We start from the raw sequence: 22,148 nt of genomic DNA, 5'->3' as shown, positions 1-22,148 counted from the left end.
CTTTTGTTCATAAGTTATTACCGTTTTCCATATAAATAAAAGAAAGCCGATTCAGGTGATTTACATGAAACCACATCCGCAACTGAAAACCGCCGCCGCTTTCTTCGTTCTGTTTGCGGCCGCCTATCTCATCGGCGCCGGAGCCGGTCATCTCTCTTCCCGTTCCCAGACGGTCCAGACGGCTGCCTCTGCCAGTGAAAACTGGGGACTGAGTTTTTCAAAGGAAGGAAGTCCTCCCGCCGGAAACGCCTCCTGCGAAGAGCTGAAGCAGTATCATGCCGGCTATCTGGATGAAACAGAGGAGAAAGTGATTTACCTTACCTTTGACGCAGGGTATGAAAACGGAAACATGCCTGCGATTTTAGAGGCGCTGAAAAAACATCAGGTATCCGCCACTTTTTTCGTTGTGGGAAACTTCCTGGAAACCAGTCCGGAACTGACCCGCCAGATGGTAAAAGAAGGCCATACCGTAGGAAACCACACCTATCATCACCCTGACATGTCTCAGATTTCCACTAAAGAATCCTTCCAGGAGGAGCTTCACCGGGTGGAAGATCTCTTTTTGGAAATTACCGGAGAAGAAATGGCTCCCTTCTACCGCCCGCCTCAGGGAAAATTCAGTGTCCAGAACTTAAAAATGGCCAGTGAAATGGGTTACTATACGTTTTTCTGGAGTCTTGCCTATGTGGATTGGCTGCAGGATGACCAGCCCACCAAAGAGGAAGCCTTTCACAAGCTGCTTCCCCGTATTCATCCGGGAGCTGTGGTTCTTTTGCACAGCACTTCCGATACCAACGGGGAAATTCTGGATGAACTGCTGACCAGATGGGAAGAACTGGGGTATCATTTCGGAACCCTGGAAGATCTGGCCCGGAAGCTGTAATGTTCCCTGTTTTTCAATGACAGGAAGGAGGGATCAAACTGAAAACCAAATGGAAACTTTTCCTGCAGAGTCTGGCCATTCCTCTGGCCACAGGCCTTCTGGCCGGACTTCTGACCAGGAACCATGTGGGGGAATATCAGACGCTGAACCGCCCCTTCTTTGCTCCGCCCGGCTTTGTCTTTCCCATTGTCTGGACGCTGCTGTATCTCCTTATGGGGATTTCCTTCTATCTGATTTTCACCCACAGCAATCCCCGGAAGGAACAGGCTCTTGCCATCTATTATATTCAGCTTGCAGTGAATTTTCTGTGGCCGATCCTGTTTTTTAATCTGCATCTGTATTTTCTGTCTTTTTTATGGATTTTACTGCTTATTTATCTGGTAATTCTAATGATAAAAAGCTTTTCTGCTATCTCCCCTCTGGCCGCCAGGCTTCAGATTCCCTATCTTCTGTGGCTGGTGTTTGCCGCCTGCCTGAATCTGGGGTTTCTCGTGCTCAATAAGTAACAAAGAATCCTGCTCGCAGGATTCTCCGCCTGCTTCCTATTAAAAAAAGGCTGCTGCAAAGGATTCTGCAGCAGCTTTTCACTAGGATTTCTGAGTTCTTTTTTTGGATAATTCTGCCACGGCGGTATATAATACGTCGGTAGAAGAATTCAGTGCAGTTTCGCAGGAATCCTGGATAACGCCCACGATAAATCCCACGCCTACTACCTGCATGGCTACGTCGTTGGAAATTCCGAACAAACTGCAGGCCAGGGGCACTAAAAGCAGGGAACCTCCTGCAACGCCGGAAGCTCCGCAGGCGCTGACTGCTGATAATACACATAAGATAAGAGCAGTTCCGAAATCCACATCAATTCCCAGAGTATTGGTAGCTGCAAGGGCCAGAACAGAAATGGTAATGGCAGCTCCGCCCATATTGATGGTAGCTCCTAAAGGAATGGACACGGAATAGGTTTTCTCATCCAGTCCCAGCTCTTCGCAGAGTTTTAAATTCACCGGAATATTGGCCGCGGAACTTCTGGTAAAGAAAGCGGTAATTCCACTGTCCTTCAGACATTTCAATACCAGCGGATACGGATTTTTACGAATTCCTATAAATACAATAATCGGGTTCATAATTAAAGCAAAGACGGCCATACTTCCCAGAAGAACTGCAATCAGCCTTCCGTAACTAATCATTGCCGTAATGCCCTGCTCCGAAATGGTGGCAAATACAAGTCCCATAACACCGAAGGGCGCACAGCTGATAATCCAGCGGACGATTTTAGACAGGGCCTCTGAAATATCCATAATCCCCTTTTTCATTCCCGGAGAAGCTTTTCTTAAAGCGATTCCAAGCAGTACTGCCCATGCCAGGATACCGATGTAGTTGGCTGTGGAAATAGATTCTATCGGGTTGGAAACCAGATTCATCAGCAGATTCTGAAGAACCTCTCCGACTCCCCCCGGCGCTACGGTATCTGTTACACTCTCTCCCAGGGTCAGAGTAACCGGGAAAAGGAAACTTGCCACTACGGCGATACAGCCGGCCAGGAAAGTTCCAAGCAGGTATAAAACAATAACCCTTGTCATATTTGTCTTTTGTCCCTGTTCCTGTTTGGAAAGAGCCTCCATAACAAGAAACAGCACCAACAGCGGCGCAATGGCTTTCAGCGCCCCTACAAAAAGATCGCCAAGCAGGGAAATTACCGTTGCCTGGGGAACTGTCAGTCCCAGAATAATACCAACAATCAGGCCTACGATAATACGTTTCACCAGGCTGATATTATTCCATTTTTGAATTAAACTCTTCATATCATCCTCCCTCTCTGTTATCTTTTGCACACTGACTTTACTATGTTAACACAAAACTCTGAAAAAGTAAATCCAATGCTTGAATTTTAAGCTTCCTCAGGCTTTTAATAAAGCGTGAGCCTTTTCCATTCGCTCTGCGATGGAAACGCCGAAGGGGCACCGCTCTTCACAGCTTTTACAGCCGATGCAGTCTCCTCCGTTGGCAGACAAGTCCTGATAGTGGGCTTTTAAGGTAGCCGGTACCTCCGGCTGCATCAGGGCCAGATCATAGAATTTGTTGACCATGGCAATGTCAATTCCGGAGGGACAGGGAGCGCAGTGTCCGCAGTACGTGCACTGTCCATAGTATGCATGAGCCGGTGCGTTTGCCAGTACGCTGGCGTAATCTTTCTCTTCTTCTGTGGCTGTTTCATAAGCCACTGCCTCTTCCACATGCTGAGGTGTATCGTAGCCTGCCAGGATGCTGGCCACTGCGGGACGGGTCAGGGCATAGTGGATACATTGTACAGGAGTTAAGGCTGTTCCAAAAGGCGACGTCTCTTTTTTGAACAGTCTTCCTCCGGCATATCCTTTCATTACGGTAATTCCCACGCCTCTCTGTTCACAGATTCGGTAGAGTTCCGCCCGTTTGGGATCGATGCCTTTTAAGCTGTCGTCGTAGCTCTCCTGGAAATAGTCGTCAATGTTTTCTGTTGCAGGAAGCATGTCAAAGGCCGGATTGACGCTGAATAAGAGCATTTCAATTTCATTGCTTTCTGCTGCCAGTTTTCCCACTTCCGGATTGTGGGTACTCATTCCGATATGGCGGATAATTCCCTGCTTTTTCAGTGTTTTGGCATATTCCAGGAATTCTCCTTCCATGATCCGGTGAAATTCACTGACTTCATCTACAAAATGGATCATTCCCAGATCAATATAGTCCGTTCCCAACCGATCCAGTAAGTCCTGAAAAGCTGCCTTTACTTTCTCCAGTTCTCTGGTTCTGACATACTGTCCGCCCTGCCAGGTGGAGCCCAGATGCCCCTGGATAATCCAGTGTTCCCGGTTCCCCTTTATGGCTGCTCCGATATTGGTTCTTACCTCCGGCTGTGGCATCCAGCAGTCCAGAATATTAATTCCGGCTTTCTCACAGCAGGAGATCACCTCCTTAACTTCCTGTGCGTTATGGCGTTCCAGCCATTCTGCTCCCAACCCGATTTCACTTACCTTCAGTCCGGTGTTGCCTAATTCTCTGTACTTCATAGGGATCCTCCTTTATATAATTCTTTTACTGTGTCATCAATTTCTCTTTGCAGTTCTTCGCTGATTCCTTCTTTATGGGCCCGCCTGGAAACCTCCGCCAGTTTCTGGTGAAGAGGATTGTCTTCCTGGAATTCAGGGATGGATACGGGAATATCCGCTTTAAAGGAACGGGCGTCTGAAGAGCTGACTATATAACGCTCTACCGGGGTAGAATTTAACAGTGCGCACAGGTAGTGAGCTTCCTGTGCTGTAATCTCTCTTCCCTCTCTGGTCTGGGAAATGGAACAGGCATGATCCAGCAGAAGATACATCCGGTAATCCCGGTAAACCGGATCCGTCTCTTCAATGACCGCTGCATTCCATTTCGTATTGTTCCGGAATACCACCTTGTTCTTGGCAAAGGTATAGGTTCCCACTCTGGTGAGGCTGTAGAATTCTCCCTTCTTTCCCTGCACCCTCTGGTTGTATTCCGTCTTTTTAATATCTTCTTTAATCTGCCGGAAATACTTCAGCAGATGAGGCGCTGTTTCCTGCAGTTCCTCTGCCGGGATTGGTTTTTTCACATCTTTTGGCCGGTAAGGAAAGGGCGCCACATAGCGGATTCCCCTAATCTTAAATTTCTCTATGTTCGGACCTTCAATTACCGGACAAAGCATCTCTTTTTCCAGCAGAGAGGGCTGGTTTAAGACCTTTCTTTCGGAACGGGGGTTCTGATAGTTTCTCACCAGAGCCAGCTCTTTCCCGTACCGGCAGATGGTTTTCTCAATTTCCATGAGAAAAGCTTCTTTCGGATAGAGACCCAGCCCTACCCGGCCCCGGTAGCTGCAGACTCCTGCAATGATTTTCATCCAGGGAAACCACTGTGCGTCTTCCAGAGAGATAATGGTGAAATGATTATTCTCCCGGGATACCTGACAGGCTTCTTTTTCTTCTGTCCGGTATTTCTGCCGCACGTCTTCATAGCTTCTGTATTTCTTATCGTCGATCCGGGCGCCCCGCTGTTTTATCATTTCCAGAACGGGCACCCGTTCGCCGTCTTCTTTTTGTGTTTCTGGTTCCTCTTCCTTGCGCAGATAGTAGGTCATAAACTTCTCTGTTACCCCTTTAAAGGGATTTCCCGCATACGTCCAGTCCACGAAACTCTCAAAGGTTAAGGGACCGCCTTCTGTCTGCACCAGATTCCGGAAGCCTTTATAGGTGGACTGAAAGATCAGGGACTTGGGCATCAGAATTCCCATAATCCCCCCTTCCTTCAGCCAGGTATTGGCAGCCACATTGGCAATTAAAGCGCAGATATTCAAGTTGATGCCTCCGGTAAACCGGTCTCCGGAGAAAATGTGATGTTCGATGGAGGCCGCTTTTAAGGTCTCCCGGTATCCGTCCGGAAGGGCTTTCCAGTCAATCCACGGGGGATTGGAGGCGATAAAGTCGAATTTTCCAATGGTTCTGGTGGTTAAAATACTAAGTACCGTCTTAATCCAATACAGGCTGTGTCCGTCTTTTAAGAAAGCATTGCACTGCTTTACAAATCCTGCAGCTATCTCCTGTTCTCCTGACGTCTGGCCCTCAGAGAAAAACAACACTTCCGGATTTTCCTCCTGACTTTCCAGTTTCCGGACAAATTCCCTGAAAATCTTCGGGGCGTCTTTTCTCTGAAACACCGACAGCGGAAGGGCGAACCGGTACTGCTGTTCTCCCAGGGCCACTTCATAGCTGACCAGCCTTGTTTCCTCTTCCTGTTCCAGCCGGGGAACCAGTGCAGAATCTCCGATCCGTACAGGAATGGTAATCTCTCTGTCTTCTTCCGGATCCAGAAACCGGGAAAGAACCAGAAAATAATTAATTTTACAGGTCAAAACGGCCAGAGGATTCAAATCATGCCCCTGAATCCGCTCTGTAATGGTCTCTACCAGACTGCGGTTCAGCAGGTTGTTCTGTTCCAGCAGTTGTTCAATCAGTTTCATGACGAAGGTTCCGGAGCCACAGCAGGGATCGATAGCCCTCCAGTCGTCCTTCTTTCCCACTTTGGAAATCCTGTGGCGGATGACATGATCCGCAAGCCAGTCTTCTGTGTAGTATTCGCCCAGAGAATGACGCACCTCTTTGGGGATAAGGGACTGATACAGTTCTTTAAAGAAATCGTGGACATTTTCCCGGCCAAACAGACGCTGCCCCACATCGTATTCGTCCAGCACTTCCATGATTCTCCGCAGAGGAGCTGTCTGAGATTCCTTCCAGGGCTTCTCCAGATACCAGGAGAAAAAGTCTGTCTCCAGAAGATTGGTAAATCCCATCTGTTCGAACATATCTCCGGAATCAATTTCTCTCATCCTGTTTTGCAGAATGTCTGCCGGAAGTCCGGATAAACCGGAAAAGTCCAGACTGAAATCCTTCTTTTTCAGATAAATGTCCACAATCACATTATAAGCAATCAGTTTCAGGATAATGGTATAAGTGGTCTGAAGGGCAAACAGTGCGGCTGATTCGTCGATTCGGGCTTCCTCTGTCTGGAAATACCCGGCCAGTACCCTCTTTCTCTCTTTGATACTCTTTACATTGTTGTCATTGTGGCCTCCAAGCTGAAACAGATTGTTCCACTCCGATACAATTACTTCTTTCCGGTTGATAAGAGCATCATAAAAGGCTTTTGCCATCTGGAGACTTACACTGTCTCTGGCTGAAATGCTGAAGTCTTTTACCAGCTGCCGGGGAGACAGCTCCTTCCTCCCCAGGGAAAGATAGATTTTCAAAAGCTCTTTCATGCTTTTTTTACATAATTTCTGAGGCTGCGACAGGATTCTTTTTTGGCCGCTGTAGGAAATGAATACAATTTCCCTGCCGTCTGTTAAAATCCCATAATATTTATCAATTTTCTGCTCTTCTGTTTCTGCGGCAAGCTCCATATAATCGGTAAGCTGTTTTACATTTTCTTCATAGTGGCTGTGAATATTTTTCTTATATTCTGTGATAATATTCTGAAACCGGGAATCAATTCTGCGGCTTGTACTTTTTCGGTAAGCGGTGATATAGCAATTCTTCTGTTCTGTTTTCAGCACCACTTCCCTGTCCGGAAGAAAAGAAACCCCGAAATAGTTCAGAAGCTCCCTCAGGATCTCTTCCATTCTGAGGGCAATGGTCGCCTCAGAATTTGCCTCTGCGGCCTCCTGATTCAGTATTTCTGTAAGCCGCTCCACTTCTTTTTCAAAATTTTTCCGCTCCAGAATGGATTCTCTGATTTCCTTTTGTAATTTCTGATTCAATGTTCTCTCCTTACGTCTTCCTTCTCCTGCTTTACAACGGCGGAGTTTTTCCTGTACAGTCCGTACAGAAATTTTCCGAAATAGTTTCTCAGAAGTTCCTGATATTCCCGGACTGTGGTGTTTTGTCCATAATACATAAATTCATAAATTACGCCGTATTCCCTGATTTTAAATCCGGATTCCCGGAAACCGTTTTTTCTGTAAAAGTCTTTTCGCTTTTTTCTCTGCTCATAGTTTTCATAGGAAGGATCCACTTCTTCCATATTTAAAACCAGACTGCAGTCTCTGTATTTCTCTTTTAATTTTTCCAGAATCCGGCTCCCGTACCCTCTTCCCCGAAGGCTTTTTTCCACTGCCAGATAAAAGATAAAGACCATGTTTTTATGTCTGACGCAATAGACCATCCCGGCCAGTTTCCCTTTCTCATAGACGCCGGATAAATCTGCCTGCCCTTTCTTTTTTAAATGAAACAGGAAAAAGGGCATTCGCTCTTCTGCCGGAAATGCCTCCAGGTACAGTTTCTTTATTTGGGCTCTGTTTTTTCTGTCTTTACAGGTTTCCAGATGAATCATCTTCTGCCTTCTCCTTTATTGAATATACATATAATTCATGCAGCGCCCTTGTGGCGCAGATGTATTCTCCCTGTGTCTTATAGGGATTCTCTTTCTGTCCCTTAATTGTAAAAACCTGATCAAATTCCAGGCCTTTCGCCAGATAGAAGGTGGTCACAGTCAGTCCTCTGTGAAAAGACTGGCTGTCCCGGTCCAGATACCCGGCAGGAATCCGGCAGTCTTCCAGTTTTTGGTAAATCTTTTGGGCCTCCTCCTCTGTCATGGTAAGAATGGCACGGGTTTCGTATTTTTGACTATCGTCAATCCGGGCAGAAACTTCCTCTATAAGTTCTTCCAGGCTGTCAAAGGCTGCTTCTGTAACTTCTTTTCCATGGCGTTCCAGAAATTCCAGAGACTCGTCCTGTTCTTCTCCCTGAAGTTTTCCGGCATACCGGGCAATCTCCATCGTATTGCGGTAGCTTTTATTCATTACAATTTTCTTCACGTTTTTTCCGAAAATTTCCGGAAGAAAAGCCGTTACATCTCTTACCGTTTCTTCCATGGTCTGGGCCTTATCCCCCAGAATCGTCATCCGGCAGGGGAAAAGCAGATGAAGAATCACATACTGCAGATACGTATAGTCCTGCATTTCATCAATGACCAGATGTTTGATCTGACGGGCGCCGCCTCCGGTTAATCTCTGTTTTAGATAAAGCATGGGAAAGACGTCTTCGTATTTTAAAATCCGTCTGTCAAAGGGAAGGTCCAGGGGGAACTCCTGCCCGCAGCTCTCCATCAGTTTTCCGTAAATTTTATACAAATCCATTGTCACATACATGGAGTCAAACTGTTTCTGAAGAAACTGCATCTCATCTTCTCTCAGATCCCTCTGCCAGAGGGTGGCAAATTCCTCCGCCACATACTCCATCACGGCGTTCATCCGTTCCAGAAGAGGAACATCCTGAAATTTGAAGTAAAACAAATCAATCAGTTCTCTTTCGGTAATGGATTGTCCTTTCAGTTTTATATCGTGAAAATCCATCAGCTCATCTTCCAGAAGGGCCAGAAATCCTTCCACTTCCCCTAAAAACTCCCGGGACTGCTTCCACTCGTACCGGTCTTTTTCTTCTTTACAGAAATGTTTCATGGTCTGTTCCAGAAACTGATACTTATCTTCACAGTCACTGACCGTATCTTTCAGTTCATGATAGGCAAACAAATCAAAACTCATTTCCTGTATGGGCTCTTCTCCCAGTTCCGGAAGGATATGGGAGATATAGTCTGAAAACACGCTGTTGGGAGACAGAATCAGAATATCCGATGATCTTAAATTCTGTCTCTGGTGGTACAGCAGATAGGCAATCCGGTGAAGAGCCACAGAGGTCTTACCGCTTCCGGCCGCTCCCTGAATGACCAGGATTTTATCTCTGGTATTGCGGATAATGGCGTTTTGTTCTTTCTGAATGGTACGGATAATATTCTTCAGTTTTACATCGCCGTTTTCTCCCAGCTCCTGCTGTAAAATTTCATCATCGATTTTCGTATCGCTTTCAAAGGCATAAACCATTTTCCCATTGCGGATTTTATACTGCCATTTGGACAGGATTTCTCCGGTCAGAGTTCCCATGGGGGCTTCGTAGGACGCTTCTCCCCGGTCAAAATCATAAAATAACCCGGAAACAGGAGCTCTCCAGTCGTAGATGAGAGGCTGTCTGCCGGTCTTTTCTGCAAAATTTCCGATTCCGATATAAAAAGTCTCCTCGGTATCTTCTCCGTCATACAGGAAATCAACCCTTCCGAAGAAAGGAGACTGTACCATCTTTTTAAAACGTCTCATCAATTTCTGCTGTTCCTGATTGGCGTTTACCTGATGAAGAAGGGCCTGCTGGTTATCATAGTTCTCATAACCATACTGATCCATCTCCGTATAATTTTCCCAGTAATACTCATGCATCTGGGCAATCTCTTTCTGTCCTTCCTGCAGAGAGCTTTCCACTTCTTTGATTCGGTTTTTCAGCTTTCTGGTTACTTCCTGAAGGAACCATAAGCTGTCTGTTTTTCTGTCATTATGCATTGGTTTTTTTCCTTTCGACTGTCTCTTTTTCATAAAGGTTCCTTCTGTTTTATGCATAACTACTATTATAACGGAAACTTTCCTCCCTGTACAGGACTCCTTTTCATCCATTGGGAGCAAAAAGAGACTATCCTTGAAAAGCCAGAACTCTGTAGAAGTCTGATTTTATCGAATAGTCTCTTCTTTAAACCTTTAGATAGATTTTCTTATTGCATCGGGCACATGACGATGATTCTCTGGGTACGCTTCCCCGTTGCCTATTTCTTTACCTCCATTTTCTTCTGCCGGACAATTTTGGTATAAAACAGGCAGGCAATGAAAACAACTCCCACATAGGAACAGAGCATGTTTACCACCTGCATCAGTACGGCAAACGGTCCTAAGAAGGTAAATCCATAGGCTGCCAGGGTAACTACGATACAAAGAGGTTTGTACCATTTGCTTGTTTCCGGACAAATATTGATAACTACCTGCCAGGCCATGCCTACGGCTGTGGTGTATACTGCCAGCACCAGAATAATTCCATAGAGTTTTCCGAACCACCCTCCCAGCTGAGAGCCTAAAGTTACCACCGGAACCGAACTTCCGGAGATTACAGAAGCGTTTAAAATGAAAGCGAAAATCAGCATGATTTTAAACACAAAGAGGGATCCTTCTCCGCTTACATTTCCCACCAGCAGTTCCTTCTTGCTGGTTCCTTCACGCGCTGCAACCGTTGCCAGGTATCCGGTAGTCATCATAATGACAAGGCCAAACTCCAGAAAACCTGCAGCCACCGGATTTCCGGTAATCCGGATAGACTCTGCAGACTGCCGGATGATTTCACTGCCTTCTGCCATGCTGTCGCTGTGGAATATCAGGCTGTACAGACAGATAATCAGCATAACCACCAGAATTACCGGGGCAATATTTCCGATAATATCTATCAGTTTCTTAGCGCCAAGGATAATGGTTCCGATTACCGCCGCCAGCATAATGACTGTTCCCGCCCAGTTGGGAATACTGTAGGTTTCATGCATGGTCTCTGCCGCTCCTGCAAACATGGTTCCAGTCATTAAAAACAGCATGACAACTGTATACCAGCGGAATATGGTTCCCAGATATTTTCCGCAGTAATGGGAAAACATTCCATCCATACTGTGAAGATGATAGGTTCCGCAGTCTTTACTTACTACATAGATTAATGTGATAGTAAGCACACAGGAAATCAACTGACTTAAGATTCCCCAGACTCCCAGCGCCCCATGATACTGCAGTAAGGAAATGCCTGTTCCGAAGGAAGCGCCTACCCCGTAAGAAATATAAGCTCCTCCCAGTATAATAATTTCTCTTAACCGTATCTTATTTTCTCCCATATCTTACCTCGTATCTCGTTTACCTCCCAAAAGATAATGAGCTACTTCCCCTTTCTCTTAAATTAAATATCCATTGCTGCATCAAATCCTTCCCTGACAGCCGTCCGAATCAGTCCCGGACTCTGACAGTCTCCAATCCAGATGAAATCCAGAGAAGCTTCTCTCAGACGGTTTACCGTTTCCTCATCCGGGCGCATTCCCGAGGCAGTAATTACCGCGTCTGCTTTCAGAAATATCTTTTCTCCTTTTGGATTTTCACACCATGCGCCCTCTTCTGTAACCTCCACACATTTCGTCTGAAGCAGAATCTGAACCTGGTGTTTTTCCGCATTGGATTTCAGTGCGTCTAACTGCATGACTCCTGTGCCGGGAGCCGGGGCGTCCGGACTGGAGGCAATTTCCTCCCCCATTTCAATAACCGTCACTTTTTTCTTTTCCATTGCCAGGCCGATGGCACATTCCACTCCGGCAAATCCTCCTCCCAGTACCAGTACCTGATTTCCAAGAGCCGGCTTCTTTTTATAATATTCCAGTACAGGAACTGCTTTTTCGATTCCCGGAATAGGAAGAAGCACCGGTTTTCCGCCCACTGCAGCAATTACCTTGTCCGGCCGGATGTTTTCTATCAGTTTAGGCGTAACCTCTGTATTTAGTCGTACATCAATGCTGCTCTTTCCTATCATTCGTTCCAGATATTCCCGGTAACGTCCGATTCGATTTTTAAAAGGCTCTGTCTCTATAAGCGTCAGGAGTCCTCCGAGATGATCCTGCTTTTCACACAGAATCACTTCGTGTCCCCGTTTAGCCGCCGTCAGGGCCGCTGTCATTCCTCCCGGTCCGCCGCCTGCAATCAGCACACGCTTTTTCTCTGTACTTATCGGAGGAAAAGCGAACTCCATATCTCTTCCGATTGCCGGATTGACCGAGCAATGCAGCGGCAGATTAAAATATCCTCCGTTATGGCAGCTCAGGCAGCGGATACACGGGCGAATTTCATCGGCGCGGCCTGACATGGCTTTCCTTGGAAGATCCGGATCGGCAATCAGGGCGCTTGCCATTACTACATAATCAATTTTCCCTTCTCCAATCCACTGATCCGCCAGGTACGGGTCACTGACAGCTCCCACGGTGCCTATGGGAATATTCAGATGCTTCTTAATCTCTGCCGCTGCCTGTAAGTTAATTCCTTCTTCTGTGTCAAACCAGCTGGGATGGGACAGATTGGTCGTATCATGAAAATGGAGGGAACCACAGGATACCTGTATCATATCTGCCCCATAGGATTCCAGCATCTTACAGAATTCAATTGTATCTTTTAGCTGACAGCCTTCTGTCTTCCCTTCCTTCCAGGAAACCCGCACTTCTATAGGAAAGTTTTTTCCGCAGTATTTCCGGATTTTCTCCAGTACCATTTTCGTAATTCGGGCCCGGTTTTCCAGACTCCCTCCGAATTCGTCGGTTCGCTTATTTAAAACAGGGGATAAAAACTGGGAAAGAAGCCATCCGTGACCTGCATGTACAATCACCTGCCCGAATCTGCAGTGTTTCGCCCTGAGGGCAGCCTTCCCGTAGGCATCTGTCACTTCTTCGATGATTTCTCTTGGCATTTCCCGGATTTCATGTCTGCGGATACCATATCCGTCTCCCTGATCAAACTCATCCACCATATCGCTGGGGCCGTAATTGATTCGGTTGTCATCATGAAAATGCATCCCTGCATGGTTCAGTTCCAGGGAAGGGACGGCTCCGTGCTGGCGAACGGCTCCCGCCAGATCATAAAGACCGCTTTCGCTTCGGGGATCATAGAGTTTTACTTTATAACTCCAGTCCACACATCCGGTGGGATGAACAACCCCTTCTCCCAAAGCTACACTGGCCGCCCCTCCCTGGGCTTTTCTTTTAAAGTAGAAAATCCCTTTCGTATCCAGATGATTGTGATCGGTAAGCTCTTTTAGCGATGTAGGCGCTGCGAAAATCCGGTTTCGAAAAACCGTGTTTTTTACTTTCATTGGCTGAAATAAATTAGGAAAGTATGGATTCATGAAATTCCCCCGTTCTATCCAAAATAAACTTTGCTGAATTCGTCAATCTCCTCTGTAACCGTTTCATAAACGCCCGGGTAAGTACTCTCCGGTCCGCCCATAGTCAGACAGGGAATCAAATATCTGGTGCCCGCTGTCTCAAACAGCTCTTTCAGTCCGGCATGGATTTCCTCTCTGCTCCAGTCTGGTTTATCGTATTTTCCATTATCCAGTCCTGCCATAATGGAGACTTTTCCCCCGTATTCCTGAATCAGTTTTGGAATGTCGTTTTCCCAGACGGCTCCCTGAAGAATATCTATCTTCATCCGTACAATGTTCGGAAACAGGTTTGCCACATAGGAATCTGAATGGTGAACAATCAGTTTTACACCGTTTTCTTTCCAGAATCCGTAGATTTTTTGATAGGCCGGTTCGATGAATTCTTCAAACATAGCCGGAGAAAGGAAAGAAGAACGCTGACTTCCCCAGTCGTCGTGATGGAAGAGGGCTTCCGGGTGCAGATGGGAGATCACTTCTTTTGCTCCCTGGATTTCCCACTGGGTCAGATAATCAATTAAATCGTGCATGGCTTCCGGTTCTTCATAAAAATTAATCATAGTATCTTCCATTCCCATGAGGGAATGCAGTTTTTCAAATATTCCGTTTCCTACGTAAGCTGTGGCAAATACCTGATTTCGATCGACAGATCCGGCTTCTTTCAGATAGGGCTCCCACTGGCTGCTGCTGAATTGGGTGGGAGGGGCTTTGATCACTTCTTTCCATCTGGTAATATCTTTCAGCAGCTTATCCTCTCCCTCACAGAGAGGAAACTGTCCCGGAGTTCCTTCAGGGAAACAAATCTTTACACCCCAGCCGTTTCTTCCTTCTTCTCCCTGCTTTAAGGCACATCCTGCCGCTTTTCTTACCGGATCGCTCAGAAATCCCATAAAGCTGTACTGATTTACAAACCGATCCGGAGACTGTCCGCGTATGGTCTCCCACAGATTTTCTTTAATGGTAAGCATAAGTACTCCTTTCACATTTCAGGATTAGATATTCATCGCTGCATCATATCCCTGTCTGGCGGCTGTCCGGATTAATCCCGGCTGATAGCAGTCGCCGATTACGGCAAAGTCAATCACCGTATCTCTTAACTCTTCCACTGTTGTTTCGTTTGGCAGAATGCCCGCAGCCACAATGACCCGATCCGCTTTCAGCTCTATCGTCTCTCCGTCTTTCTTCTGACAAATCATTCCTTCGTCTGTAACTTCTACACATTTGGTATTTAACAGGACGCTGACATTATACTTTTCGATGTTGGACCAGAGAGCGTCTATCTGCATAGAACCTGTTCCCGGATAAGGCGTATTGGGGCCGGATGCCAGAGCGTCGGACATTTCCACAATGGTCGCCTCTTTTCCTTCCATGGCCAGGCCGATGGCACATTCCGCTCCGGCCAGACCGCCGCCCAGAATCAGAACCTTCTCCCCCACTTCCGGTTCGTCTCTGTAGTAATCCGTTATGGTGAGCGCTTTTTCAATTCCTTTCACCGGCGGAAGGGCGCCATGGCCGCCTACGGCTGCGATTACGTAATCCGGTTTTAATTCATCCACCAGCTCAGGGGTTACTTCCGTGTTCAGACGGACGTCTACTTTACTTCGCCCCACCATGCGTTCCAGGTATCTTTTATAAACTCCGATTCGTTTCTTAAAGGATTCCTTTTCCACCAGGTTCAGCAGCCCTCCCAGTTGTCCGTTCTTTTCACAGAGAATCACATCGTGGCCTCTCTGGGCTGCGGTAACGGCCGCTTCCATTCCGGCGGGTCCCCCTCCGGCAATTAAGACCCGTTTCTTCCGGGTCGGCAGAGGCTGGAATTTATAATCGCTGTCTCTTCCAATCTGTGGATTTACAGAACAGTGGATAGGAAGATTGTAGTAGCCTCCCGTCAGACAGGCCAGACAGCGCAGGCAGGGCCGGATTTCATCCACTCGTCCATGCATGGCTTTCTTAGGGAGATCGGGATCTGCGATTAACGCTCTGGCCAGAACCACATAGTCTACCAGTCCCTCTTTTATCCAGGCTTCCATGGCATAAGGATCCGTAATGGCCCCCACAACGCCCACAGGGATATGCAGATGTTTCTTAATCTCTGCAGCCGCCTCTACATTCAGTCCTTCCTCCGTATCAAACCAGCTTGGATGGGACAGATTGGTGGTATCGTGGAAATGAAGGGAACCACAGGAGACATGAACCATATCCAGTCCGTGTTCTTCCATCATTCTGCAGAATTCAATGCTGTCTTCTAACTGATAACCTTCTGTCCGGCCTTCTTTCCAGGAAATCTTTGCTTCGATGACAAAGTCCGGCCCGCAGTATTTCCGAATCCGATCAATAACCATCAGAGTGATTCTGGCGCGGTTTTCCAGGCTTCCGCCGAATTTATCGGTTCTTTTATTAAGAACAGGAGATAAAAACTGGGATAGAAGCCATCCATGGCCTGCATGGAGAACTACCGAACTAAAACCGCAGTGTTTCGCCCTGAGGGCTGCTTTCCCATAACTTTCCACTACCTGTTCAACAATCTCTTCCGGCATTTCAATTATCTGGTGACGGTGAATGCCGTTACCGTCTCCCTGGTCAAATTCATCCACCATATCGCTGGGGCCGTAATTGATCCGATTGTCATCGTGGAAATGCATCCCGGCATGTACCAGCTCCATTCCGGCATGGGCTCCCTGGGATTCAATGGCTCCGGCTAAATCGTAAAAGCCGGCCTCGCTTCGCACATCGAAGGCTTTTACCTTATAGCTCCAGTCCACAAATCCGGTCTCATCCACTACCACGTCTCCCAGACATACCATAGCCGCTCCGCCCTGGGCCCTTCTTTTTAAGTAATCAATGTTTTTCAGATTTACATGATTTAAGTCCGTCAGTTCCTTGGAACCGGTGGAAGACCCGAAAATCCGGTTCCGGTAAGTGGTTTTTTTCACTTTCAGGGGACGGAATAAATTTGGAAAATACTGATTCATATGTTTTCCTCCTTTTTAAAAACCTCTTTTGTCATAAGCCTCTTTCAACTGTTCCAGCGCCTGCTTCAGCAGACTTCTCGGACACCCTATGTTTATCCTCATATAACCTTCTCCTTCACCTCCAAACCATTCTCCTGAATCCAGCGCCAGTCCTGCTTCTTTCAGACAAAATGTTTCCAGCTCCTTTCCTTTCATTTTCAGTTTTCTGAAATCCAGCCACAAAAGATAGGTGGCATCCGGTTTCTGGCAGGTAATTCCCGGCATATATTTTTTCAGATATTCATCTGTATACAGATAATTTCCCCAAAGGTATTCAAGAAGCTGTTCTAAATATTCTTCGCATTCCGGATGGGAATATGCGGCTTCGAAGGCCACAGCACCAAAAAGATTGGGAATGTAGCACCGCCGCTGCATTTCTTCTTCAAATTTCCTTTTCAGTTCTTTATTGGGGATGATCAGCGCCGACATCTGAAGTCCCGCGATATTAAAGGTTTTGGAAGGAGCTGTTGCAGTGATGGTCTGACCGGCAATCTCCCCGGATAAGGATGCCAGGGAATAAAACCTGCAGTGGGGAAACACCAGATCATGATGAATTTCATCGGCGGCAATCAATACCTGATTCCGCACACAGATATCTGCAATTTTGAAAAGCTCTTCTTTCGTCAGTACCCTGGAGACAGGATTCAGGGGATGGCAGAACAACAACAGTTTATTGTTTTCTTCCGCCGCCAGTTTCTCCAGTTCATCAAAATTAATCCCCCATTTTCCGTCTTTATAAACCAGATTGTTATTAACCAGGGTACGCCCGTTATTTTCTACCGCTTCCCGGAAAGGATAATATACAGGGGGCTGAATAATTACCCCCTCCCCCGGTTTGGTGAAAGCAGTTACAATGGCGTTTAAGGCAGGGACAATGCCGTTGCTGAAAGTAATCCAGTCCGGATCCACATCCCATCCCCTTCGTTTCTTCTGCCACCGGGCGGAAAGTACGGCGGAATCGCTGCCGATTTTACTGTAGCCGTAGATGGGGTGAGCCGCCCGTTTTACAACTGCGTCCACAATGGGCCCGGGACAGGGAAAATCCATATCGGCAACCCACATGGGAAGCGCCCCTGGATTATCCGGAAAGTTGGTTTCCTGGGCGTCCCATTTCTGGCTCATGGTATCTTTCCGATCGATCCAGTTATCAAAATTGTATTTCATATTTCATCTCCTTATCTATTTAATATATAAATAGTAAACTATATTAACTATTAATATAATAAACTTATATTTTCCCAAAATCAATATTCTATTTTTCACAATTTTCTCTTTCTTTTTTTATGAAATAATTTTTTTTCTGATTTTTTCAGACAGCTAGAATCTTCTTTGACATTCCTCTGCAAATCATGTATAATTTTGCCAAAGAGGATGGAGATTATACGATGGATAATGAACGTTTCAACCAAATTTGCAGTCTTCTGGATGTTTTTGACGAAGGGTGCAAATATGTGGAAGAGTACAATTCCCTGCTGCATGATTACAACGGAATTATTCTGTATCAGGCAGAATCCCAGTTTATCAGGAAAATTGGCGATAAACCAGGAATAACGATTACGGAGCTAAGCGAGTATTTCGGGAAGACCAAGAGCGCCTGTTCCCAGCTTATGTACCGGATGAAAAGAAAAGGATTTTTAATTCAGAAACGAAATCAGAAGAATAACAGAGAATACAATCTGTATCTAACCGGAGACGGGGAAACTCTGTATCAGTCTCATAAAGTATTTGAGAGGGCCTGCTATCAGCGGACAGCTCGTATGCTGGATGAATTTACAACAGAAGAACTGGAAATATACAAAAAGATCCAGACCAAAATGAACGAATCCTTTTTCCTGGATGTGGAAGAAAGCAAGAATCTTGATTTATAATACGCAAAAAACCATCGCCTAAAAATCGAAAGTAAAAGAGAGACTATCCTTGAAAAGCCAGAACTCTGTAGAAGTCTGATTTTATCGAATAGTCTCTTCTTTAAACCTTTAGATAGATTTTCTTATTGCATCGGGCACATGACGATGATTCTCTGGGGTGTGGTCTGAGGCGGAATGCTGAACGTTGTTGTGGTGTAGAAAACTAAAAGCTCCTGATTTTCCGGCCGGCATAAGAACCGCTGGCCGTTCATGGTTTCTATGGGCGTCAGCGGAGACAGATTTAACTGCAGGGAATTATCTGCTGCCGTCATTGAACTGTCAAAGAATTTTAAGGTCACGTCCTGATTCCTTCTTAAAGAAGCAATCAGCTCCGCCTGGTACTGGGGCGGATAAATTGCCGGAGCCGGCAGATTTCCATCGTAAAAGGCTGCAATTCGCATTCCTCTGCGAAGCCGGACATTATCAACCACCATTGTATCTCCTGAAACCACCAGATTCACCGGTCCATCCTCTGTGGTGATGGACACCATCTGGGTACAGCAGGAGTTTCCGCTTCGGATATTCTGGATGACACCAGTCACTTTCATAAAAGACTCAAACGCCATTTCTAAAAAACCTTTTTTTCTTAGCATATGAAAAAAAGAGGTTCTTGTGACCCGAGAGTTATACGGTAGTTTCTTCTTTCATCCATCCTTTCAGGCTAAAAGTTTGAAGCAGGTGTGATAGAAAAAGTAAAGAGAGGCTACTATCATTCCGTCCGTGTTTTATTTCCAAGCTGCCAGAAAGCAACTGCGCTGGCAGCCGCCACATTCAGAGAATCGACTCCGTGGGACATGGGAATCCGTACGGTATAATCACATTGCGCGATGGTGCCGGATGCCAGACCGTCTCCCTCTGTTCCCAGAATCAGGGCCAGTTTCTTTTCTTTCATTAGACGGGGATCGTCAATGGAAACGGATTCCTCGTTCAGTGCCATTGCCGCTGTGCGAAAACCAAGCTCTTGTAATAGCCGGATTCCTCCTTCCGGCCAGTCTTCTTTCTTATCAAAAAATGTCCACGAAATCTGAAAAACCGTTCCCATACTTACCCGGACAGCCCGGCGGTATAAGGGATTGCTGCATGCGGGTGTTAAAAGCACCGCATCCATATTCAGAGCCGCCGCAGAACGGAAGATCGCCCCAACATTTGTGGGATTTACCACATTTTCCAGAACCGCAATTTTAGAGGCGCCTTTGCATACATCCCTGACAGCAGGCAGGGCGGGCCGGTACATAGCGCATAACATTCCCCTTGTCAGGGCAAACCCGGTCAGTTGGGTCAGCACGTCAAATTCTGCTGTGTACACAGGGATTTCCCCGCATCGTGCAATCAGACCCTTCGCCTGATGGCGAAGATGCTTATGTTCCACCAGAAAGGAAATGGGAATACAGCCTCCATCCAGGGCCCGTTCAATTACCATGGGACTTTCCGCGATAAAGATTCCCTTATCGGGCTCATGCCGGTTCAGAAGCTGCACTTCGGACATTCTCGCATAAACATCCAGACGGGGATCTGAGAAATCCGTGATTTCAATTATATTTTCCATATCATTTTCCTTCCTCACATTCGTCAGATGTTATTTCTCTGGTGATGTCAACTCTTTTTGTTCAATTCCCATCACCTCGTCTACAGGAAGGGACATTACGATTCCATGAGCCGGAGTCTTCAGGCCGCAGGATGCGCTGATCGCCGCCATGATCTCCGCTTTCTTCTCCTTGGGCACTACCATTAGAACAAATTCCTGTTCTTCCTGCATGGGAATTCCCAGATATTCCGTTACCTGTCCGGAATTCTGTCTTCTCCCTTTGATAACGGTGCCGCCTCTGGCGCCTGCTGCTCTCGCCGCTTCAATCACTTCTTCGCTGTATCCGCTTACCACGGACGTCCAGACAACAGAAAATTCTCCTGTCTCTTTCACCCTTTCCACCTCTCCTTCGATTTTTGTACGTAAGATCTTTTCCGCTTCTTCGCTAAGCAGATGATGAACGGAACTCTGAACACCGTTTACCGGAATTGTCAGGGCAATTCCCGCCCCTTTTTTGTGAAAGTTCATCTGCCTGTCCAATATCTCAAATATCTCCCGGCTTCTGCATTTCGGCAGGCAGCCCACAGTTATAATCCTGGCAGTGCCGCACACCCCCAGAAGATCCAAAAGCTCCGACGGCGCTGTGCCCTGGGCTCTGCACTGGTGCAGAATGGGCATATGCATCTCCTGGAGCACACGTTTTAATTTCTTTTCCTTCTCTGCATGAGTAATTAGTATCAGAATACGAAGTGACATATTTTTTTCATACTGCACTGTCATATTTCATCTTCCTCCAGTTCCACAATAATATCATCTGACAGATCCCGGGATGGTACTGTATCTCCTCTCATCTTCAGCGAATAGACAATACCCATGACCTGAATCGCGATCAGGGGCGCCAGCGCTACAAGCGCTACAATGCCGAAGGCATCTGTTACCACGTTTCCGCCCAGAGCGGTACATGCGCCCATTGCGAGGGGAAGAAGGAACGTGGACGTCATCGGACCGCTGGCCACACCGCCGGAGTCAAAGGCAATTCCCACAAAAACAGGCGGAACAAACCGGCTTAAAATCAACGCAGCCGTATATCCCGGGATAATGATCCAGTAGATGCTCAGTCCTGTGAGAACACGCATCATGGAAATCCCTACCGCAGCAGAAACGCCGATGGAAAGGGCTATGTTCATCATCGTATGGGATACTGTTCCTCCCGTAAGTTCCTCAACCTGATGGTTTAATACCTGTACAGCAGGCTCCGCTTTGACGATGTAATATCCGATTAGCATACCGATAGGGATCAGAAGCCATTTATAGATTCCTGATGTAATCCCGCTGCCAAGCAGATTCCCCACCGGGGCGAATCCCACGTTTACTCCTGTCAGGAACAGAATCAGTCCGATTACCGTATAAAGCATACCAACGCACATCCGGATAATCTGTCTTCTGTGAAAATGGCGTGTAAAAAGCTGGAAGAGCAAAAATACCCCTGCCACCGGAAGGATGCTGATTAAAACTTCTTCTGTATACTGGGGCAGGGACTGGATGAATATCCGCGCCACGTCCCTTGTGGTTTCCACTTCAGTAACCTCGACCGCCGTGTATGCCGCATCTGTGGGATGATAGAAGATCCCCAGAAGCATAACCATCATAATCGGGCCGATGCTGCACAGCGCAATAAAGCCGAAGCTGTCTTTCTGCCCGTCTTTGTCGCTTCGCGCCGAAGACAGACCAATCCCGATCGCCATAATAAAAGGCACTGTCATTGGCCCTGTAGTCACTCCGCCCGCATCAAAGGCAACCGCCACAAACTCGGACGGCGAGAAAATCGAGAGAATAAAGAGCAGGATATACAGTACTGTCAGCATCTTTGCAAGACTCACATGAAAGAGAATCCTAAGGACTGCCGCCACGGTGAAAATACCGACCCCGGCCGCCACAGTCCAGATAAGCACCGCGTTGGGGATGGAGGCTACCTGGTTTGCCAGTACCTGGAGATCCGGTTCGGATATGGTAATTACCGCTCCCATCAGAAAGCAGATGCCCGCCACTATAAGAAGGGATTTCCCCTTTACCAGTCTGGCGCCTACGCCCTGTCCCAGAGGAGTCATTGCCATTTCAGCTCCCAGCTGGAAGAACCCCATCCCCACAATCAGGAATACGGCTCCTGTTAAAAATAAGGCAAGTGTCCCGATTTCCATTGGAACGATGAGAATACTCAGAATCAGAACAATTCCAGTAATGGGAAGGACACTTGCCAAGGCTTCTCTTGTTTTTTCTTTTAAATTTTCAATCATCTATCTATAGACCAGACCTCCTTTTCTTTTTATGTTCTATATCTATTGTAACAGACTTTTTTACTTCATTGCAACCCTAAATATATTTCCTGACCGGCCGGTCAGGAAATTCTCCCGTATAGAAAAACTGGGCAGTATCTATTTACCTGATACTTCCCAGTTTATTCCG

17 protein-coding genes are annotated in these 22,148 nt (G+C 46.7%); 3 read left to right on the top strand and 14 right to left on the bottom strand.

From position 1 onward, the window contains the following. Positions 1-64 precede the first annotated feature (64 nt). Together B5F53_RS04315 and B5F53_RS04310 are read left to right on the top strand one after the other, a co-directional pair. Entirely contained in the window at positions 65-883 is an 819-nt protein-coding gene (locus tag B5F53_RS04315) for a delta-lactam-biosynthetic de-N-acetylase (protein ID WP_087220306.1), read from the top strand. A 32-nt stretch (positions 884-915) separates the two neighbouring features. Then, entirely contained in the window at positions 916-1,389 is a 474-nt protein-coding gene (locus B5F53_RS04310) for a TspO/MBR family protein (protein ID WP_087220303.1), read from the top strand. A gap of 81 nt (positions 1,390-1,470) precedes the next feature. Here the strand turns inward: B5F53_RS04310 and sstT are convergent, their stop codons facing one another. From sstT to B5F53_RS04260, 10 genes are all read right to left on the bottom strand, one after another. After that, the gene (sstT, locus tag B5F53_RS04305; RefSeq protein WP_087220300.1) at positions 1,471-2,682 is read right to left on the bottom strand and encodes a serine/threonine transporter SstT; all 1,212 of its coding nucleotides are present in this window, start codon (positions 2,680-2,682) and stop codon (positions 1,471-1,473) included. A gap of 96 nt (positions 2,683-2,778) precedes the next feature. Continuing rightward, the gene (locus tag B5F53_RS04300) at positions 2,779-3,924 is read right to left on the bottom strand and encodes an aldo/keto reductase (RefSeq protein ID WP_087220296.1); all 1,146 of its coding nucleotides are present in this window, start codon (positions 3,922-3,924) and stop codon (positions 2,779-2,781) included. After that, positions 3,921-7,184, bottom strand: a complete 3,264-nt coding sequence (locus B5F53_RS04295) for an N-6 DNA methylase (protein WP_087220293.1) — start codon at positions 7,182-7,184, stop codon at positions 3,921-3,923. Before B5F53_RS04295 ends, B5F53_RS04300 begins: the two co-directional genes overlap by 4 nt. After that, a complete protein-coding gene (locus tag B5F53_RS04290; protein WP_087220291.1) occupies positions 7,181-7,756 on the bottom strand; it encodes a GNAT family N-acetyltransferase in 576 nt (191 codons plus the stop codon). Before B5F53_RS04290 ends, B5F53_RS04295 begins: the two co-directional genes overlap by 4 nt. Next, the gene (locus B5F53_RS04285; RefSeq protein ID WP_087220747.1) at positions 7,734-9,809 is read right to left on the bottom strand and encodes a HelD family protein; all 2,076 of its coding nucleotides are present in this window, start codon (positions 9,807-9,809) and stop codon (positions 7,734-7,736) included. Before B5F53_RS04285 ends, B5F53_RS04290 begins: the two co-directional genes overlap by 23 nt. Before the next feature lie 257 nt (positions 9,810-10,066). Beyond that, a complete protein-coding gene (locus B5F53_RS04280; RefSeq protein WP_087220288.1) occupies positions 10,067-11,164 on the bottom strand; it encodes a YkvI family membrane protein in 1,098 nt (365 codons plus the stop codon). A gap of 62 nt (positions 11,165-11,226) precedes the next feature. Beyond that, positions 11,227-13,206 carry an oxidoreductase gene (locus B5F53_RS04275; protein WP_087220285.1) on the bottom strand — a complete coding sequence of 660 codons (1,980 nt, stop codon included), beginning with the start codon at positions 13,204-13,206 and terminating at the stop codon, positions 11,227-11,229. A gap of 14 nt (positions 13,207-13,220) precedes the next feature. Then, positions 13,221-14,210: a uroporphyrinogen decarboxylase family protein gene (locus B5F53_RS04270; RefSeq protein WP_087220282.1), complete on the bottom strand. Its 990-nt coding sequence runs from the start codon at positions 14,208-14,210 to the stop codon at positions 13,221-13,223. Between the two features lie 24 nt (positions 14,211-14,234). Beyond that, a complete protein-coding gene (locus tag B5F53_RS04265) occupies positions 14,235-16,214 on the bottom strand; it encodes an oxidoreductase (RefSeq protein ID WP_087220279.1) in 1,980 nt (659 codons plus the stop codon). A 15-nt stretch (positions 16,215-16,229) separates the two neighbouring features. Beyond that, positions 16,230-17,417 (bottom strand): MalY/PatB family protein, encoded by a 1,188-nt coding sequence (locus B5F53_RS04260; protein WP_087220276.1) that lies wholly within the window; start codon positions 17,415-17,417, stop codon positions 16,230-16,232. Positions 17,418-17,638: 221 nt separating this feature from the next. Between B5F53_RS04260 and B5F53_RS04255 the strand changes: the two genes are divergently transcribed. Beyond that, positions 17,639-18,121, top strand: coding sequence for a MarR family winged helix-turn-helix transcriptional regulator (locus B5F53_RS04255; protein WP_087220273.1), 483 nt, complete (start codon positions 17,639-17,641; stop codon positions 18,119-18,121). 122 nt (positions 18,122-18,243) lie between these two features. Here the strand turns inward: B5F53_RS04255 and B5F53_RS04250 are convergent, their stop codons facing one another. The 4 genes from B5F53_RS04250 to B5F53_RS04235 form a co-directional block, all read right to left on the bottom strand. After that, on the bottom strand, positions 18,244-18,726 hold the full coding sequence (locus B5F53_RS04250) for a hypothetical protein (protein WP_087220270.1): 483 nt from the start codon (positions 18,724-18,726) through the stop codon (positions 18,244-18,246). A gap of 143 nt (positions 18,727-18,869) precedes the next feature. Continuing rightward, on the bottom strand, positions 18,870-19,706 hold the full coding sequence (locus tag B5F53_RS04245; RefSeq protein WP_087220266.1) for a TrmH family RNA methyltransferase: 837 nt from the start codon (positions 19,704-19,706) through the stop codon (positions 18,870-18,872). 30 nt (positions 19,707-19,736) lie between these two features. After that, positions 19,737-20,465 (bottom strand): hypothetical protein, encoded by a 729-nt coding sequence (locus B5F53_RS04240; protein WP_087220263.1) that lies wholly within the window; start codon positions 20,463-20,465, stop codon positions 19,737-19,739. After that, positions 20,462-21,979 (bottom strand): DUF1538 domain-containing protein, encoded by a 1,518-nt coding sequence (locus tag B5F53_RS04235; protein ID WP_087220260.1) that lies wholly within the window; start codon positions 21,977-21,979, stop codon positions 20,462-20,464. Before B5F53_RS04235 ends, B5F53_RS04240 begins: the two co-directional genes overlap by 4 nt. Between the last annotated feature and the right edge of the window lie 169 nt (positions 21,980-22,148).

The organism is Blautia sp. An249, assembly GCF_002159835.1.
Lineage (GTDB): Bacteria > Bacillota > Clostridia > Lachnospirales > Lachnospiraceae > Blautia_A > Blautia_A avistercoris.
Note: the sequence above shows the minus strand (reverse complement) of the source record. Positions and strands in the feature narration are given on the sequence as shown.

What these genes read in the sequence shown, in the direction of transcription:
- B5F53_RS04260 (WP_087220276.1), bottom strand. Translation starts at nt 17,417, where the DNA reads ATGAAATACAATTTTGATAACTGGATCGATCGGAAAGATACCATGAGC.
- B5F53_RS04245 (WP_087220266.1), bottom strand. Translation starts at nt 19,706, where the DNA reads ATGGAAAATATAATTGAAATCACGGATTTCTCAGATCCCCGTCTGGAT.
- B5F53_RS04255 (WP_087220273.1), top strand. Translation starts at nt 17,639, where the DNA reads ATGGATAATGAACGTTTCAACCAAATTTGCAGTCTTCTGGATGTTTTT.
- B5F53_RS04285 (WP_087220747.1), bottom strand. Translation starts at nt 9,809, where the DNA reads ATGCATAATGACAGAAAAACAGACAGCTTATGGTTCCTTCAGGAAGTA.
- sstT (WP_087220300.1), bottom strand. Translation starts at nt 2,682, where the DNA reads ATGAAGAGTTTAATTCAAAAATGGAATAATATCAGCCTGGTGAAACGT.
- B5F53_RS04235 (WP_087220260.1), bottom strand. Translation starts at nt 21,979, where the DNA reads ATGATTGAAAATTTAAAAGAAAAAACAAGAGAAGCCTTGGCAAGTGTC.
- B5F53_RS04280 (WP_087220288.1), bottom strand. Translation starts at nt 11,164, where the DNA reads ATGGGAGAAAATAAGATACGGTTAAGAGAAATTATTATACTGGGAGGA.
- B5F53_RS04240 (WP_087220263.1), bottom strand. Translation starts at nt 20,465, where the DNA reads ATGACAGTGCAGTATGAAAAAAATATGTCACTTCGTATTCTGATACTA.
- B5F53_RS04290 (WP_087220291.1), bottom strand. Translation starts at nt 7,756, where the DNA reads ATGATTCATCTGGAAACCTGTAAAGACAGAAAAAACAGAGCCCAAATA.
- B5F53_RS04270 (WP_087220282.1), bottom strand. Translation starts at nt 14,210, where the DNA reads ATGCTTACCATTAAAGAAAATCTGTGGGAGACCATACGCGGACAGTCT.
- B5F53_RS04315 (WP_087220306.1), top strand. Translation starts at nt 65, where the DNA reads ATGAAACCACATCCGCAACTGAAAACCGCCGCCGCTTTCTTCGTTCTG.
- B5F53_RS04300 (WP_087220296.1), bottom strand. Translation starts at nt 3,924, where the DNA reads ATGAAGTACAGAGAATTAGGCAACACCGGACTGAAGGTAAGTGAAATC.
- B5F53_RS04250 (WP_087220270.1), bottom strand. Translation starts at nt 18,726, where the DNA reads ATGGCGTTTGAGTCTTTTATGAAAGTGACTGGTGTCATCCAGAATATC.
- B5F53_RS04265 (WP_087220279.1), bottom strand. Translation starts at nt 16,214, where the DNA reads ATGAATCAGTATTTTCCAAATTTATTCCGTCCCCTGAAAGTGAAAAAA.
- B5F53_RS04275 (WP_087220285.1), bottom strand. Translation starts at nt 13,206, where the DNA reads ATGAATCCATACTTTCCTAATTTATTTCAGCCAATGAAAGTAAAAAAC.